At 61.8% G+C, this 15,262-nt stretch carries 17 protein-coding genes; 16 read left to right on the top strand and 1 reads right to left on the bottom strand.

The window, feature by feature from the left end; all coding sequences use genetic code 11:
- The 16 genes from ACHFFZ_RS17490 to ACHFFZ_RS17415 form a co-directional block, all read left to right on the top strand.
- On the top strand, positions 1 to 394 hold a 394-nt coding region (locus ACHFFZ_RS17490; RefSeq protein ID WP_394277854.1), incomplete at its 5' end, for a hypothetical protein.
- Positions 391 to 1,068, top strand: coding sequence for a DUF6668 family protein (locus tag ACHFFZ_RS17485; protein WP_290221410.1), 678 nt, complete (start codon positions 391 to 393; stop codon positions 1,066 to 1,068). The genes ACHFFZ_RS17490 and ACHFFZ_RS17485, both read left to right, overlap by 4 nt.
- A 3-nt stretch (positions 1,069 to 1,071) precedes the next feature.
- Positions 1,072 to 1,356, top strand: coding sequence for a hypothetical protein (locus ACHFFZ_RS17480; protein ID WP_290221412.1), 285 nt, complete (start codon positions 1,072 to 1,074; stop codon positions 1,354 to 1,356).
- Positions 1,353 to 1,622, top strand: coding sequence for a hypothetical protein (locus tag ACHFFZ_RS17475; RefSeq protein WP_394277853.1), 270 nt, complete (start codon positions 1,353 to 1,355; stop codon positions 1,620 to 1,622). Before ACHFFZ_RS17480 ends, ACHFFZ_RS17475 begins: the two co-directional genes overlap by 4 nt.
- A 282-nt stretch (positions 1,623 to 1,904) precedes the next feature.
- Positions 1,905 to 2,288, top strand: a complete 384-nt coding sequence (locus tag ACHFFZ_RS17470; RefSeq protein WP_394277852.1) for a hypothetical protein — start codon at positions 1,905 to 1,907, stop codon at positions 2,286 to 2,288.
- A 158-nt stretch (positions 2,289 to 2,446) separates the two neighbouring features.
- Positions 2,447 to 3,178 (top strand): hypothetical protein, encoded by a 732-nt coding sequence (locus ACHFFZ_RS17465; RefSeq protein ID WP_394277851.1) that lies wholly within the window; start codon positions 2,447 to 2,449, stop codon positions 3,176 to 3,178.
- Positions 3,175 to 4,830, top strand: a complete 1,656-nt coding sequence (locus ACHFFZ_RS17460) for a hypothetical protein (RefSeq protein ID WP_394277850.1) — start codon at positions 3,175 to 3,177, stop codon at positions 4,828 to 4,830. The genes ACHFFZ_RS17465 and ACHFFZ_RS17460 overlap by 4 nt, the downstream gene beginning before the upstream one ends.
- Positions 4,831 to 4,841: 11 nt before the next feature.
- The gene (locus tag ACHFFZ_RS17455; protein WP_290221422.1) at positions 4,842 to 6,335 is read left to right on the top strand and encodes an SCO6880 family protein; all 1,494 of its coding nucleotides are present in this window, start codon (positions 4,842 to 4,844) and stop codon (positions 6,333 to 6,335) included.
- 7 nt (positions 6,336 to 6,342) lie between these two features.
- Positions 6,343 to 7,245 (top strand): hypothetical protein, encoded by a 903-nt coding sequence (locus ACHFFZ_RS17450; protein ID WP_394277849.1) that lies wholly within the window; start codon positions 6,343 to 6,345, stop codon positions 7,243 to 7,245.
- A 356-nt stretch (positions 7,246 to 7,601) separates the two neighbouring features.
- A complete protein-coding gene (locus ACHFFZ_RS17445) occupies positions 7,602 to 8,942 on the top strand; it encodes an ATP/GTP-binding protein (protein ID WP_394277848.1) in 1,341 nt (446 codons plus the stop codon).
- Positions 8,943 to 9,216: 274 nt separating this feature from the next.
- The gene (locus ACHFFZ_RS17440) at positions 9,217 to 10,821 is read left to right on the top strand and encodes a peptidoglycan DD-metalloendopeptidase family protein (RefSeq protein ID WP_394277847.1); all 1,605 of its coding nucleotides are present in this window, start codon (positions 9,217 to 9,219) and stop codon (positions 10,819 to 10,821) included.
- Positions 10,822 to 10,826: 5 nt separating this feature from the next.
- Entirely contained in the window at positions 10,827 to 11,375 is a 549-nt protein-coding gene (locus tag ACHFFZ_RS17435; RefSeq protein ID WP_290221430.1) for a hypothetical protein, read from the top strand.
- Positions 11,376 to 11,413: 38 nt separating this feature from the next.
- Complete coding sequence (locus ACHFFZ_RS17430; RefSeq protein ID WP_394277846.1) at positions 11,414 to 12,091, top strand: hypothetical protein; 678 nt, start codon at positions 11,414 to 11,416, stop codon at positions 12,089 to 12,091.
- 218 nt (positions 12,092 to 12,309) lie between these two features.
- The gene (locus ACHFFZ_RS17425; RefSeq protein WP_394277845.1) at positions 12,310 to 13,839 is read left to right on the top strand and encodes a type IV secretory system conjugative DNA transfer family protein; all 1,530 of its coding nucleotides are present in this window, start codon (positions 12,310 to 12,312) and stop codon (positions 13,837 to 13,839) included.
- On the top strand, positions 13,836 to 14,186 hold the full coding sequence (locus ACHFFZ_RS17420) for a DUF4913 domain-containing protein (RefSeq protein WP_290217256.1): 351 nt from the start codon (positions 13,836 to 13,838) through the stop codon (positions 14,184 to 14,186). The genes ACHFFZ_RS17425 and ACHFFZ_RS17420 overlap by 4 nt, the downstream gene beginning before the upstream one ends.
- A gap of 394 nt (positions 14,187 to 14,580) precedes the next feature.
- Positions 14,581 to 14,955, top strand: a complete 375-nt coding sequence (locus ACHFFZ_RS17415) for a hypothetical protein (protein WP_394277844.1) — start codon at positions 14,581 to 14,583, stop codon at positions 14,953 to 14,955.
- Between the two features lie 8 nt (positions 14,956 to 14,963).
- Here the strand turns inward: ACHFFZ_RS17415 and ACHFFZ_RS17410 are convergent.
- On the bottom strand, positions 14,964 to 15,262 hold a 299-nt coding region (locus ACHFFZ_RS17410; protein ID WP_394277843.1), incomplete at its 5' end, for a hypothetical protein.

Below are 15,262 nucleotides of genomic sequence, written 5' to 3'. Positions count from 1 at the left end.
CGCAGCATCAGCGATCTCTCCGGCAGCAGGTGCGGGTGTCGCGCTGCTGAAGGCCGGTGAAGCGTCGATTGACCTGGTGTCGCCGCTGACGTTAACGACCGCAGCTGTTCGCCTTTCGGATGAGGCCGAAGCAGCCGGCGTCGATGATCACGGCCTAGCCGAAGCCGCCGTCCAAGCAGCTGTCAGCACCGGCATGGGAAAGCAGAACTACCGGACCCAGGCTGTTAATGACAGTGGCCAGACCGCCAGCGGAGCCACTAGCGACTGGTTACTTGACGTCGTGGGACAGGAAGTGGGACGTACCCTCTCCGACCCGGCCACCACTACGGCGACGGCATCCTACGCATCAGGAGACGTGGCCGACGTCCTTCAAGCACTGCAGGCCACATCATGAGTTCCCGCGCACTGAGTGTGGTCCCGGACCCCGAGCAAGAGGTATCCATCGCCGTAGCAGCCGTTGAGATCGAAGAGAGGCATGATCTCCCGGCGTCCCCAATCGAGGGAGAACTACCGGTTGCATCGACACCGCTAGAGGCTGGCTCATCCACAGCACCGGCTTTCTGGTGCGTCGGCGCGCACGGTGGAGCCGGAGCAACGACACTGGCTCGGCTGTGGGCACCTGCCGGAGACGCAGGCCAGGTCTGGCCGGCCGCCGAAGAGTTCACCACCTGTGTCGTCGTATGCCGCTCCACTATGACGGGTCTCGATGCAGCTCACTCGGTCGTTCTCCAAGGGCAGCGCGACGACCGCACCGGTTGCACGGTCCTCGGCGTGGTGGTGATCGCTGACTCTCCAGGAAAGCTGTCCAAGCCGCTCAAACAAAAGATCTCCATCCTGGCCGAGCTGACCACCCTGTGGCACATCGGGTACGAGCCCGGAATCCGGGACCACCTGCCCCATGAGCTCGCCACGTGGATTCCTTCGCCGGAAGCGGAAAACCCCAAGAAGCGACGAAAGAAGCAGGGGGTCACGGAGGAAGTTTCTGTGGAGGTGGCCCGAGTCGGGCACGACGTTTTTCTCGCTGCATACCAAGCCGTTAAGGCCACAGATTCGAAAGAAGAGGACTAGCTCATGCTGACTTTTACCGACCGTGTTCTCGTGTTCGCACAGATGCCTGGGCAGAACATTCAACCCCAGGCGCCAGCGGACATCGCCGCGAAGTTCGACCGCATCCTCAACCTAGCGATGTACATCGGCATCGTCTTCATCATTATCGGCGTGATCGCCGCGGGCGCCGCGATGGTTCTGTCCCGGCGAGAAGGGTCTAGCGAGGAGGCAACCGCGATGGCTCTGCGAATTGGTATCGGCGCCATGATCGTCGGCAGCGCGACGGCGATTGTGGGCGCATTCCTATGACCACCATGGCAGCGCAGCGACCGACGTCGACCTGGACTCCCTCGAGCGCCGTGATCGCAGAGATCGTGAGCTGGCTCAACCTGGCTATGTATGTCTGTCTCGCGCTGTCCATGATGACCGTTCTCCTGCTGGGAGGAATGGTCGTTCTTGATAAGGACCGCGGGGAGCCGGTGAGTGCTACATCAACGCATGTCAGAGCACTCCAGATAGCCATCGGCGTGGCCATCATCAGCAGCTCGGTCAGTCTGGCGACCTGGTTGATCTAAACCGCTCAAATCAACTTCTGAAAGCGAGTTATTCCCATGAAGCGAAAAACAACGGTGGCGACCATTCTAAGTGCAGCCCTGCTCCTGACCTCGTGTTCTAGCCCCCACGACGCCCCCTCGTCTCCTGTGGGGCCGGATCTGGTGTCCGCGCCCGAGGAGGTCCGATGGCTGACCGGGCCTGCAGGCCTGTCCTACCCTTCATCGGACGTGTCCGGTCCGTCCACGTCAAATCCAGTTCCCCACGGGTGGTCTGGTGATCCTCAGGGGGCAGTCCTCGCCGCCATGACGACGCAGGTTTTTCTTTCCGGCGCTGACGACACTCTATGGCCGGCCGTATCCCAGACACTGATTGAACCGGGCCCTGGTCGAGATCAATGGGCGCAGGCGCGTGCTCTTGTCTCCGTAGAAGGCACGCTCGTGGACGCCCCCGATATGCACGGATTCAGGATTAATGATTTCTCCGAGGACTCGGCCCTGGTGACCGTGGCGGCTCGTTGGCCAGACGGAACGGTGGCCGCGCTGCCAGTGCAGCTGAGTCGGATGACGGGAGACTGGAAAGTTGTTCTGCCGACCCAGGACGAAGCGCCCGACCTCACAGCCTTGTCTGACCAGCACCTTTCCGAGTTCACGCCGTTCAGTCCCGACAGTGAGGAAACCGAACCATGATCCGTAGAAGAAGAACCATCCAGGTGCTGGCGGCGATCACCCTGGCGTCCTCCCTGCTCTTGGCCTCGTGCTCTACGCCGGAGCCTGGTGCCCCAGACTCGGGGGACGAAGTGACAGCTCCGACCGCCGAGGCTGATCCGCCGGCTCCAGGCGGAGCCATGATCGACAATGACCAGCGCTCCTGGCCCGACGTGACCGGAGGATTCGACGACACCCCTCACGCAACTCCGGGGACATACTCCGTCGATTCGTACTGGCAGCGCCCGGTGTGGACGCCCGACAACCACGATGGAGACCTCCCTGAGCGGAGTTCCTTTGTCGAGAGCATGGACAGTTGTTCATCCCCAGGTGGTGTCGTCCTTGAGGACAAGACCCAGCAGCAGTACGTCAACGCACGGTTCTTGGTGGTTAACGAGCAGGCCGGACCGACCACTATGACCAAGGGGGTGCCCGGAGGGTACGCGAAGTCACCGCAGGGAGCGGTGGTCGCCGCGATGAACCAGACCGGATACGGCTTACCGGCCCAAGGGGATGAGATTGGTGAGGAGATCGACCGTGCGCTGTGGTCGAGCTCCAAGCGAGTGGCTGAGGATCGTGACTTCTTCAAGCTGCCTCTCGATGAAGAAGGAATGGCGTACTCGCGCCCCACAACGGTGGCCGCCGCCCACGGATATCGGCTGGTGACCTGCTCACCGCGTGTGATGGTGGTGGAAGTTCTCTACAAGGCAGCAGAACAGGGAGCAGGTATCCCGGCTGAGCACACGGTGGCGCGCGTTCCATTGATCTGGACGGACGGTGATTGGAAGGCTGATTTCAGCGGCAGTGCCGACGAGCAGCAGGCTCGGACCACCGCCAGCGAAGAAGGCTTTACGCAGGTGAGTTACCAGTGAAGACTCTCGCCCAGTGGATCATGGGCTTCACCGTGGCCGTAGCTGTGCTGGTCGGCGGCCCGGCGGCGGTAGCCGTTGCTCAGGAAGAGCAGGAGCAGGCCACCACCATGGAGGAATGCACGGCTGGGCAGATCGAACTGTCAGCCGCGAAGCAGATGATCGCAGACGGAGCCGTTCCTGGCGTGGACGGGACGCTTTTCCTTGCAGACAGCGACATCGAAAAAGCACGTGAAGCCGATCCCACCCGGTTCGAAGAACTTCTTACCCACTACCAAGAGGACGACTCTATCCGAGCATCGCTCGGCCGCGGAACCAACACCGCCACATGTGGGGCCCTGTTCCCTGTCAACAAGGCGGTGGATGCCGTCGCGAATTCAGACTTCTGGGATGACGCCATTGGTAAGTTCGTGAAGTCGGTTATGGAGGGAAACACCGAAGCCATGGCAGTGGCCATGACTTTCTGGATGGACTTCTCGACGACTTCGGTCAACACCGACGCCAACATCCGCGGTGTTAAGAACATCGTCATGGGGCTGGCTGGCTTCGCCCTCATCGCGAGCTTCATCGTCGGAGGATACCGACTCGCGGCAGCTCGCCGGGGAGGAATCCAGCAAGGGATCGAAGACATCGGTGACAACATGGTCCGCTGGATCATCTTCTCGATTGCTGTGCCCGTGATCGTCCCCGGGGCGATGATGGCCAGCGACACGCTCGCTGACGAGATCATGGCGCAGTTCGGCGCAGCGTCGCCGGAAGCATTCGTTAATCTCACCGCGCTGGAAGGGACCGGATTTGGGCCCATCCTGACCTTGTTCCTCTCCGGTGTAGCCCTGGCTGGTTCTGCTGTGCAGATCCTCGCGCTAGTCACGCGAGTCCTGGTCATTCCGATTGTCGCCGGCCTTACTCCACTCTTCGCTGCCCTGTCTTTCACGGAAACCGGACGCCAAGGTCTCAACCACTTGGTGGCCTACCTCTTGGCAGGAATCGCATTTAAACCCGTCAGTGCCCTTCTCTACTCGGTGGTCCTGTGGAACGTGTCTGATAACCAGAGCGGCCAGGACGTGAGCGCAGCAGTGATCAACGCACTGATGATTGGTCTGGCGGGATTCACCGCGCCCGCGCTCGTGCGCGCGATTGTCCCACTGGCGGCTCAGGCAGGCGGAGGAGCAGCAGCGCCGATGCTCAGTGGTTCCATGGGTGCGGTCGGTGCATTGGGTGGTGGTGCTCTGGGTGCGGCTGCAGGAGCGGCGACATCAGCTAGCGGCAAGCTTTCCTCGTTCAGAGGAGGAACGGGCTCTGGCGGTGGTGGAAGCACCGTGTTGACTGCGTCGGGTGGGGGACCGGGAGCTGGTGGTGGATTCGGTATGGGTGGCCGACCTTCTAGCAGTGGAGGCGGCGGAGGGGCCGCCCCCTCGTCCGGTGTTCGCGGCGGATCAGTCTCCACCAATTCCCAGCCGCGCGGCGCAGTCGGCGGAAGGGGAGGCCGAGCGGTAGCGGCGGGCGCATCCGTCGCCCGTGGATCAGGAGCAGTCCTGGGGGCCGCCGCTCGAGGAGCGTCGGCAGTCGGCCGCGTGGGAGCGCACACACCCCAGCGACTGCTTGACGAATCGATCGGTGTGCCGGGGCACTACGCCGGCCAGGTCCAGAGGTAAGGAAATAGCACATGTCCAAACACGACGTCGAAGCAGTGCAGTACTCACTTGGGCGCCCGTCACAGCGCACCGGACTGGGTGGATATTCAATGAAGACGACCGTGGTCGTCGCCATCGGATTCTTCGGCTACCTCCTGGCGCATCTGGCGGGACAAGCGATCTTCGGGTTTTTGGTCGTCCTGCCTGTCACAGCGCTGGTCACCGCCATGGTCACTGTGCAGTGGGCAGGAAGAAGCCTGGCCACCACACTCCGCATGATCGTGCAGGACTCCGGTCGTAAGCGGGCAGGTGAGCACATCTACCTGTCTGGGGAGTTGTCCCGAGTGCCCGGTGGCCATCACCGACTCCCCGGGGTGCTATCGCGAACCAAGGTTCTGAGAGGAACTGACGTTGACCATCAGCCGTTCGCCGCAATTGTCGACGGTCCAGCTCGGCTTGCCACCGTCATGCTCGACTGCCAGCTCACCGGCCAGACGCCGATGACACAGGAGGAGAGGAACATCAAGACGTCAGAGTGGTCGCGATGGCTGTCGATGATGTCCTTCTCCGGTGACATCGACTCCGTGGCCACGGTTGTCTCTACCCGGCCTGGGACTGGTCAGCTTGTCGCTAAAGAAGTGGACTCCATAGTTGCGGAGGGAGTACCGCCAATTGCAGAACAGATTATGAGGGAGGCGGGTAGCACGCTCGCCACCGGGGTTCCGGAGATTCTGTCCCACATCGCAATTACGGTGCGATTCGACGGGGAGAGCCTCGCGGACGAGGCGTTCATGGATCAGCTGGCTACGCGTGTCCCTGGTTGGTACCAACAGCTTGCATGGGCTGGGATCATTGCTTCACCGATGGACGAGGAGGAAATCGTTGCTCGCGTCCACGCGTTCTACAACCCAGCGGCAGAAGCGGACCTGGAGACACTCGAAGTGGGAGGGCAGCCGCATGGAGTGAGCTGGGCCGATGCAGGCCCATCCGTGGCAAGGACAACACCCTCTAATTATTACCACGATGGCTGCATTTCGGTGTCCTGGGAGATGAAGGATGCTCCACGCTCCACGTTTGAAGACACTCTTCTCACCGGCCTGATGGCCCCTCATGCCCGAGCGATCCGGAAGCGGGTGGCGGTTGTCTACCGCCCTTACGAGGCCGGCCAGGGGGTCTACAAAGTCGAGAGCGAGTATCGCGATGCGAAGTCAGCAAGCAACAGCTCTAAAAAGATCACACCCGCAGATACCGGGCTACGGCTTGAACACACTGAGGCCGCCCGTCGCGCACAGGCGCGGGGTGCGCAGCTCGGACGCTACAGCCTTTTCGTTACCGCGACAGTCGATGATTTGGCGACTCGTGACCGAGTGGTTCATGAAGTTGAGCAGCTTGGGTCAGGCGCAAGCGTGCGACTCCAGGTCATGAATCGCCAGCAGGACACCGGGTTCGTCATTAGCTGTGGGCTTGGACAGGTGCCCTGGAAAAAGGAGACCACCGATCTTTCTCATACAGCACTAGGAATGTGAGACTATCTTGAGCCTTAATCTGATAACCAAGCCCTTCAAGAGGAGGGTCCCTGAACCGTCCACAGCTCTTCACGGGCTCCAGGACATCGACATTGTCGAGGTTCGCGATCTCGATGGCCACTACGTCGGTTTCCTTGCAGACGCGAGTCGAGCGCAGGCCACTATGCTATCGCGGGTGACGGACGCCGCCACCGTGACTCCGGACGCCCTTGGAATGTGGGAAGCCTCCCTCGTTGGAATGGAGAGCCTACTGGCGACGGTGTCCACACTGACGGTCGCAGAAGATGAACCCTCCTGGTCGCTTTCCGCGACGATGCAGGCTGTAGGCCGTGATGAGCGAAGGGATCCGACAGAGCTGGCCACCCGATTGGCCACATCCGCACCGGCGATCTACCGGCAAGCTGGTGACAGCGGCTTTCACTCCCGCCCGCTTTCTTCTTCTGAGGTGGTGTCCTTCGGGCAGCTCCATTGGTCACCGCTTCATCCCGCTAGCTGGCCTCCGCGTGCAGCCATAGTGGAGGAGGGCCCCAGCGAGGTGACCGTCGACGGGAATACTCACGTCGTATTCGAGGTCACCTGTGACGGAGATGGCACGGTGCTGGAAATGCTCGCTTCGATAATCCAGGATCTGGGACCACGAGTTGATGCAACTTTCCGTCTGGCACGGGTGTTCCGTCCTGCGGCGGGTTTGGACAAGACTTCGTCCGGGCGGCGGGTCGGACTCCTGACGATCTCGTATGAGGCGGGGCGCCGTGACACCGGCACGTACCTGGCTGCGCTGTGCTTAGCGCAGCTGGACGCACGAGCACGCTTGCGGGTTCGACGTCTCTTCGGACGACAGCAGCTCGGGATGGGCATGGCCCTAGGTCTAGGAGTGCTCGGCTGGCAGCACCTGGAGGTGATCTTGTGACGACTAAAACCTTGAACTTCGAGGAACTGCAAGAAGCAATCGCCGCAGGTGAGGCAACAGCTCCTCATCCCTTGACCCGACAAGGAAGGAACTACCGTCGATGGTCTCGGGCTCAGAGGTCGGAGCTGCGCCGTGCAGAGAGCTGGTCGAGCCGCACCGCGGGTGCAGTCGAGGTCGTCGGGGAGAGGGCCTACTCCCGTGCGACGGTCTTCGGCTTCCGAGGGCGTGCCGGTGGCACCCAGAGGGTGGTATCAGGGCCTAAAGAATGGCAGACAACCACCAACTTCGGGGCAGGATTCAATCCCAACGTTGTCGGTGCCCCGGCACCGGTCATCGGCACTCCGCTGGGAACCCACGTGACCACAGGAGCCGAAGTCTGCTGCGACCCGCTGTCGTGGTTCAGGGAAGGAATCATTTCCAACCCGTCGTGCTTTGTTCTTTCGCTTCCCGGTCTCGGCAAGTCGACTCTCATCCGCAAGATGCTGATGGGGCATGTGGCCCAGGGCCACACCCCGATCATGGCGGGTGACATCAAGGGTGAGTACGTGGGATTCACAAAGCAGGTGGGAGGACAGGTAATCACTATCGGACATGGTCTGGGACACCTAAACCCCCTCGATGTCGGTGCCCTTGGGCGGGTGATTCCCATGCTTGAAACGCATCAGGAGAAGCTGGAAGCAGAAGGAAAAGGTGAGCTTTTAGAGCGTGCTAAGGAACAGGTTCACGGACGCCAGGTGACTATGGTGACCACGCTGGTGGGCCTGGGACGTGGTGAGCGAATTCGAGACTACGAGGTCATGTTGATCTCGGCCGCGCTCCGTGAGCTCTATGACTCCCATCAGGTCGACTGGCTCAACCCCCCGGTCCTCAGCGATCTGATTACGCTCCTCGAGCGAGGGTCAGACCACCTTCGGACGCTGGCTCGCGCACGCGACGATGAAGCATGGAACGACCGCGTGGACGACCTCGTTCTCTCACTGAATGCTCTGCTTGACGGCCAGACCGGCCAAATTTTCTCGGGTCAGACCACCACTCCCATCGAAGTGGATTCCACAGCGGTCTGTATCGACGTGTCGGCCATCGACCGAGGGGACTCCGCAATGAAGGCCGCTGTGATGATGGCCTGCTGGTCCGCAGCCTTTGGTGCGATTGAAGCAGCTCACATGCTGTCCGACGCTGGTCTCACCGGGCAGAGAATCTTTGCCGTGGCCACGGATGAGATGTGGCAGGTCTTGTCCTCGGCCCCAGGAATGGTGGCCCAGGTCGACGGCCTGACGCGCCTTAACCGCACCGACGCAACCGTGCTCTACATGATTACTCACACGTTCAAGGACCTCGAGGCACTCCCCACCGAGGAAGATCGTAAGACTGCGATGGGATTTATCGAGCGTGCCGGCATGGTAATCACCGGAGGACTTCCTACATCTGAGCTGGATATTCTCAGCACACGGCTGAGCTTCACCCCGGCCGAAGGACAGATGATCACCTCCTGGTCGACGGGAGCCCCACCGAAGCGATCGCGCACCCGTGGTGCACGAGCTACCCCTCCAGGTCGCGGGCGATTCATGATCAAGCCGTCCAAGGACGGCTCACCAGGCATCCCCGTCCAGACAATCCTCATGCCATCTGAGATCGAACACCGTATGCATGACACCAACGTGCGATTTGACGACTTCTTCAGGGCAGGTGATGCGTGATGGCAACCGGAACGCCGACACCTCCCGAGGCCCGGGATGCCGCAATGCGGGACTTCGCGGCTGGGTGGAGGAGCTACGCAACGGTGTCATCCGCATTGATTGCGACGGCTCACGAGCATGGAATCGGCAAGACCACGCTCCGCGATTGGCTGGTCGAGGAGGATCAGTGGCCCTCCCCGCAACGGAGGGTGGCGTGGCTTGAGAAGGAAAACACCGAGCTGCGCACGCGCCTCTCGAAGTGTCAATGCAGTGTCGAAAACAGGGCGGCGAGCAGGTGAAGAAGATCGTGGTGCTCGTAGTGGTCCTGGCGTTGGCCGTGGTTCTTTTCGTCGTCGCCCTGGGCGACCAGGGCGAGGAGGAGCGCTGCACACCTGGTATCGGCGGCGGTCCGATGACCGGGGGTGTGCCAACCGGAGAGATGTCGCTGCCGCAGGCCGGTGCCATGGCGGCCGTCACAAGTGAGTTCGGACCTCGATGGGGAACGGAACACCAGGGCATCGACATCGCCCAAGGTGCTGGAACGCCGATCTACGCCCTGGCAGATGGAGTGGTGGCCGCTGCAGGAGAAGCATCGGGGTTCGGGCAGTGGATCGTCCTTGACCACAACCTCAACGGCGAGAGGATCTCCACCGTCTACGGACACATGTTCGCCGAGGGTGTCCACGTCAAAGCGGGCGACGAGGTTGCTGCGGGTCAGCACATCGCGGACGAGGGATATAACGGGCACGTCGATCCTCCCGGTCCGGGAGGATCGCACCTGCACTTCGAGGTCTGGACAGGAGGACGACTTACCGGAGGGCAAGCAGTAAACCCGAGGCCGTGGCTTGAGAAGGCTGTCGAGCCTGGAACAGCGGGCGAGACGAGTGACCCGGAAGCGACCGCGCCCACGGGTACGACCGAGCTGGCTCCCGATCCGCGCCTGAACGAGACAAATCTTCAGATTAACGCGGTTAAGGCGGGTCGTGGCGGAGCGGCAAACTTCCCTGTGGTCGAGGTCATCGGCGGTTGGCGCTCGAATGGCGGCGCAGCGGCCGATCATCCGGAAGGCCGGGCAGTCGACTTCATGATTCCGCAGTGGGAGACCTCCGAAGGAAAGGAGTTGGGGGATGAGATCGTGGGCCACTTTCTCTCCAACGCAGAGTTCTACGACGTCGAGTACCTGATCTGGCGGCAGTACATCTCGTTCCCGGACGGGACCGGCTATCAGATGGAAGATCGCGGCTCTCCGAGCGAGAACCACTTCGATCATGTCCACGTATCGCTGAACTCGTCCCCAATGGCAGTTCCGGGCCAAGAGCTGGGGGCAGGGCCTGTCGGGGGGTCTGCTGCGGTCAACCGGAGCAGCGCCGACCCCGAGTGTGAGACCGCCTTGGGCGCCGTCGATGACTCCCTGCACACGAGTGAAGGAATCCCGCCGGAATTGCTGCCGTGGATTGAGCGGGCGGGAGGGGTTTGCCCGGAGGTGTCGTCAGCACTGGTGGCGGGGCTTATGGAGCAGGAGTCCGGCTTCTCTCCGTCTGCCGTCTCCCACGCCGGCGCTCTGGGATACGCGCAGTTCATGCCCGGTACGTGGGCGCAGATCGGAGCAGAGGTAAACGAAAACGGCGAGGTGGAGGGCCCAGCCGGTTCTGGATCCCCCAGTGATCCAGGGGACGCGTCAATGGCCGCGGCCCGCTATCTGTGCTCGATTGCTGAGGATCAGAAGCCACAGATTCTCTCAGGGGAGATTGAAGGGGACCCGGTGGAGCTCATGTTGGCCGGCTACAACGCCGGACCAGGAAACGTTACAGCGCACGGAGGAGTACCTCCGTTCGCGGAGACACAAAAGTACGTAAAGATCGTGCCCGAAAAAGCAGCCAAGTACGGAGAAGTGAGGTAATCGCAATGAGCAGAAGGACACTAGTCATCCTTACCGTCATTGTCGGTTTGGTGGTGGCGGGCGCAATTGGCGCTTACGCCTTGACGCAGACGGTGATCCGGGAGGACGTGGAGTCTGGGACGGACGAGGGGATCGAGGTGGAGGATCCATTAACTGCTGATCCCACCGTCGCCGCCCAGTCGGCAATCGCAACCTTCTTTAGCTGGGATCCTGCAGAGCAGACTTCCCCGCAGGCATCGGCTGCGAGCATCGCAGACCGTCTCTCAGGTGATCTCTATGACTATGCAGTAGGAGAACCGGACCCTGTGGTTCCTCCGCAGTGGCAGTCGTGGGCATCGGCAGGTGATCGCGTGCACGCAGTGGCCATCCCCTTGGAAGATGGCGTCGTTGGGGATGACGGCCCCGTGGTTGTCGATTTGACCCTCCGTCAGGAGATTTGGCACCCGGACGGCGAGCGCACACCGTTTCATGAGGGAACCGTCGCCGTCACTGTCGAACTCGTGGAAGGCGAGTGGAAACCGGCGTCGTACGAGTACCTCAGCACCACTTACTAAGCATCAGATGTCACAGTTACGAAAGGAAACCATGCCCCATGAGTTCGAACACTAGGCAGCGTTGGGCAGAAATCGAGACACTGGTCTCGGAGAACAAGTCGTCCCTCACTGCGTTAACCCACCTGGAGCTCAAGTCCTTCGCAGAAGAGCAGGGCCTGATGACCAGGAACGACTTCCCCAAGTTCAAGCACTCCCTAAAGAAGATCGGTGTCTTCTATGACGACCTGCGGGCCGCGGCCCGCGAAGAGAGGGAAAGCTCGCTGGACAATACGGTAGCCGCCCTGGTCGACGCTCCTCGCACTGGTCCCCACGTCACTCTGTGGTCAGCGGCAGTCGAAGGAGACGACGGATCAGGCGCGTACGCCGTTGTCGCTGCTGACCGATCAGCGGTCTGGTACGGGCGATTCTTCGATGACGACCGAGTGCGCGTCCCCGGCGACCTGGTCAGTGCCGAGCAGTCAGCAGCGGAGAAGGCGGTATGGATCGGGTCTAAGGCACTGCGCACGGCTGGTGAGGGCGGCTGGCTGACAATCGTTACGACCTGCCCACACCTCGAGATCGACGTCCTGCAGCGTGCTGGGGCTCGGCAAGGCGTCGCGGTCGACGTTGACGTTAATGAGGACGAACGAGCTATCCGGCTTGCCGAGACCCCCGGCTTCCAACGCTGGCAGGACACCGACCTGGCCAGCCTCGTTGAACACGATGAGGAGGACTGATCATGTCGAGAGGGCGCCGCAACCCACGTCACAACGGTGGCGTCGGCATGGACATAGGAACGGCCATGGGATTCCTGGCCATAGGCGTCGTGGCAGGAAGTGTGCTGTCAGCCCAGGTCGGAGCATGGGTCCAGCACAGAGTGACGGGTTCGGCCCCTCCCTCGTCCAACCCGTTCATGACCTTTGGAGAGTTCCTCGGTGGCCATAGGACATGGTCGATGACGGCTACCGTCGTCGTCGCTTCCGCATGGCTGATGGTCGCGGTAGTTGGAGGAACCGTGTGGTGGGCGCTGCGCCGGTGGCGACAGCCGGCGACCCGCGTCGATGCGGCAGCGAAGTACCTGGCGGATTCGTCCGACGTTCAGAGCCTTAGCCGAGGGAACGCCGAGGAAGATGCAAAGAAGTGGCTTCCTCATCCTGAGCTTGCGAAGAGTCATCCAGGCCTGCGATTCGGTAAGGTTCCCGGCACGAGGACGGGCTTGTACTCGACATGGGAGGACCTCTACCTGGTCATCTTTGGCCCTCGGATGGGAAAGACGACGTCACAGGTGATCCCTGCGATAGTCGACGCCCCAGGCAACGTGGTCACCACGTCCAACAAAAGAGACATCATCGACGACACAATCGCGGTCACTGCCGGTAGGGGAGAGGTGTGGGTATTTGATCCGCAGCGCATCGCGTCCGGATTCAATCAGTCCCCGTGGTTCTTTGACCCGCTGGACATGATCCGGCGCGAGGCCGACATGATGGACGCGGCCGCACTGCGGCTCGCGGATATCTTCAAGACAGCTGCTCGTGGCCACGACAGTGGCGGGGATGCGTACTTCTCAGATGGCGGCCGCGACCTGCTGTCGCGGTTCATGTTGGCCGCCGCGCTGGACAATCGTCCCATTGGCGACGTCTATGTCTGGGTCAATGATGACTCTGACCGCACTTCTGTGCGGATTCTGAATGCATATCCCGAATGGTCGCAGCAAGCCACAGCACTCGCCGCGACGTATACGATCACGGAGAAGACTCGCTCGGGCCTGTTCTCACAAGCTGCCCAGATGGCAACTCCTCTCGGACGCCGAGAAACGTTGAAGTGGGTAACCCCAGCCGAAGGGCATCGGCGCTTCGATGCTGCCAGCTTCGTTCGAGGTCAGCAGGACACCGTCTACATCCTCAGCAAGGAAGGTGCCGACAACGCTGCAGCCCTGACGACAGCCCTCACCGCGGCGATAACTACTGCAGCAGAGCAATACGGAGAGCAGTGTGGTGGCCGTCTCCCAGTGCCGCTCGTGGCGGCGCTCGATGAGGCCGCCAATGTCGTGAAGTGGCCAGAACTTCCGTCACTCTACAGCCACTACGGCTCGCGCGGAATCATCCTGATGACCATCCTGCAGTCGTACACGCAGGGCGTAGGAGTGTGGGGGGAGGAAGGCATGGAAGCGATGTGGTCAGCGGCTTCGATCTTGCTTTACGGCGGCGGTGTTCGCGACGACAAGATGCTGCAGAAGCTTGAATCTCTTATCGGCGAGGTCGAGGTCTTCGAGTCGTCGACCAGCCGTACCGGCGACGGCCCCCGCTCGGTAAGCACACAGCGGCGGGAGAAGAAGATCCTCACTGTCTCCGAGCTTGCCAGCCTGCAGCAGTGGAGGGCGCTCGTGCTCGCATCAAAACGCCGACCCATGGTCGCGGAGATGGAGCCCTTCTGGGTCCGGCCTTGGCCTGAGAGAATCCGTGCGCAGCTGGGAGTCACAGCATGAGTGATCAAGTTCCAGAGACACAGTTCCTGGACGTCTACCAGTTCGTCGATGAGCTCATTGCTCCGCTCTACGGCGTCACCGAAGCCCGGATCAATGAGGTCCGCTGGGCGAAAACATGGTGGGCCCACGCCGACGTCGTCCTCCGCCTGGATAGTTTGTGGCGCCGCTACGAGCAGTTGCGAATTTCGGAACCTGCGACATTCCTGGAGACTTTCCTGCGGTCCCACGCGGACTACCACATGCGCTACCTAATGCGCGACGACGGTGTGATGGCGGACTGCCGTCGGCAGGACATGCCCACTCTGCCGCTCCCCGTTGATCCAATCCCCGAAGGTGGAGAGGAGTGATCATGCCGACCCCGCTCCACCGGCAATGGGAACTCCACGAGCCGGCCCTTGAAGAACTGACCAGCAGACTGCACGCCCTTTCCCAGGAAGCGGGAGACCTTGATCGCGGCGAGCACATAAAGAGAAACGGATCACCCTCATGACCCCCACGCCCTCATCCAGATCAGAGATCGACCGCTCCCTAGCCCGGGCTCTTCGACTGATCCGGCAGGCAGCAGGATCATCGCGCCGGCACACTCTGCGCCAATCGACCAGAGCTGCCGGTCCGGCGACGTATCGACACCTCACACCGGGGCAGTTGGCATCAGCGGCCTTAGCCGGCCTGGTCGTGGGCCAGTGGGCAGAAAGGGAAGGTGCCGACAGATTCTTCGTCGCAGAGCTGCAGCGGCGTGGGATGACTGAATCGTGGGCTGCCTGGGACAACGACGCCGCCACCGTCAGCGACACTCCGCTGGGCGAGTTTGAGACGAGACTGAGCCAGCTCGGAACACTCACCCACCACAGCCTCGATAATCTGTGCGAAACGCTGGATAGAGTGGCGTTCGGTGATGATGGTAGAACCCCTGGGGCACTATCGCCGGCGGAAGTGATCGAGGACATGGAGGCCACCGGAATGCCGGAAGAAGCCATCGACGCTTACGCTGCAGCTGTCGGCACCTCCGATACGTCCCTTAGCCAGGACCTGGCTGTCCAGGGAGAGTCTCCTACCCCCTTGCTCGCTGCGGAGATGCCTACAGAAGATGAGGCGGCAGACGAAGCTGCGCTGTAGCCAGGGGGCTACTGCTCGAGAGAGTCCTCTCGGCCCTCCTCGGCAGAAGGAGCCACCGGATCGCTGATAGAGGGTCCGGTGGTCTTCTGGTCCTGCGGTCGTGCGGGCGAGACGAGATCGAGAAGATCCCGGCCGGGGTCAGGGCGCGGTGTCGTGACGCGGGAATCGCGGGACGGAACGGGGCGCGCTCCCATCACAGTGTCCACGAGACGCCGGCCCGCCACCGCGAGGTCGACAGCCTGATTTTCCTCTGGGCTGATGAGCAAGTCGCGAGTGTGTAGCAGCCAGTCGCGCAGCTCCGGGTCAC

Origin of the sequence: Luteococcus sp., from assembly GCF_043424415.1 — a bacterium.
Lineage (GTDB): Bacteria > Actinomycetota > Actinomycetes > Propionibacteriales > Propionibacteriaceae > Luteococcus.
Note: the sequence above shows the minus strand (reverse complement) of the source record. Positions and strands in the feature narration are given on the sequence as shown.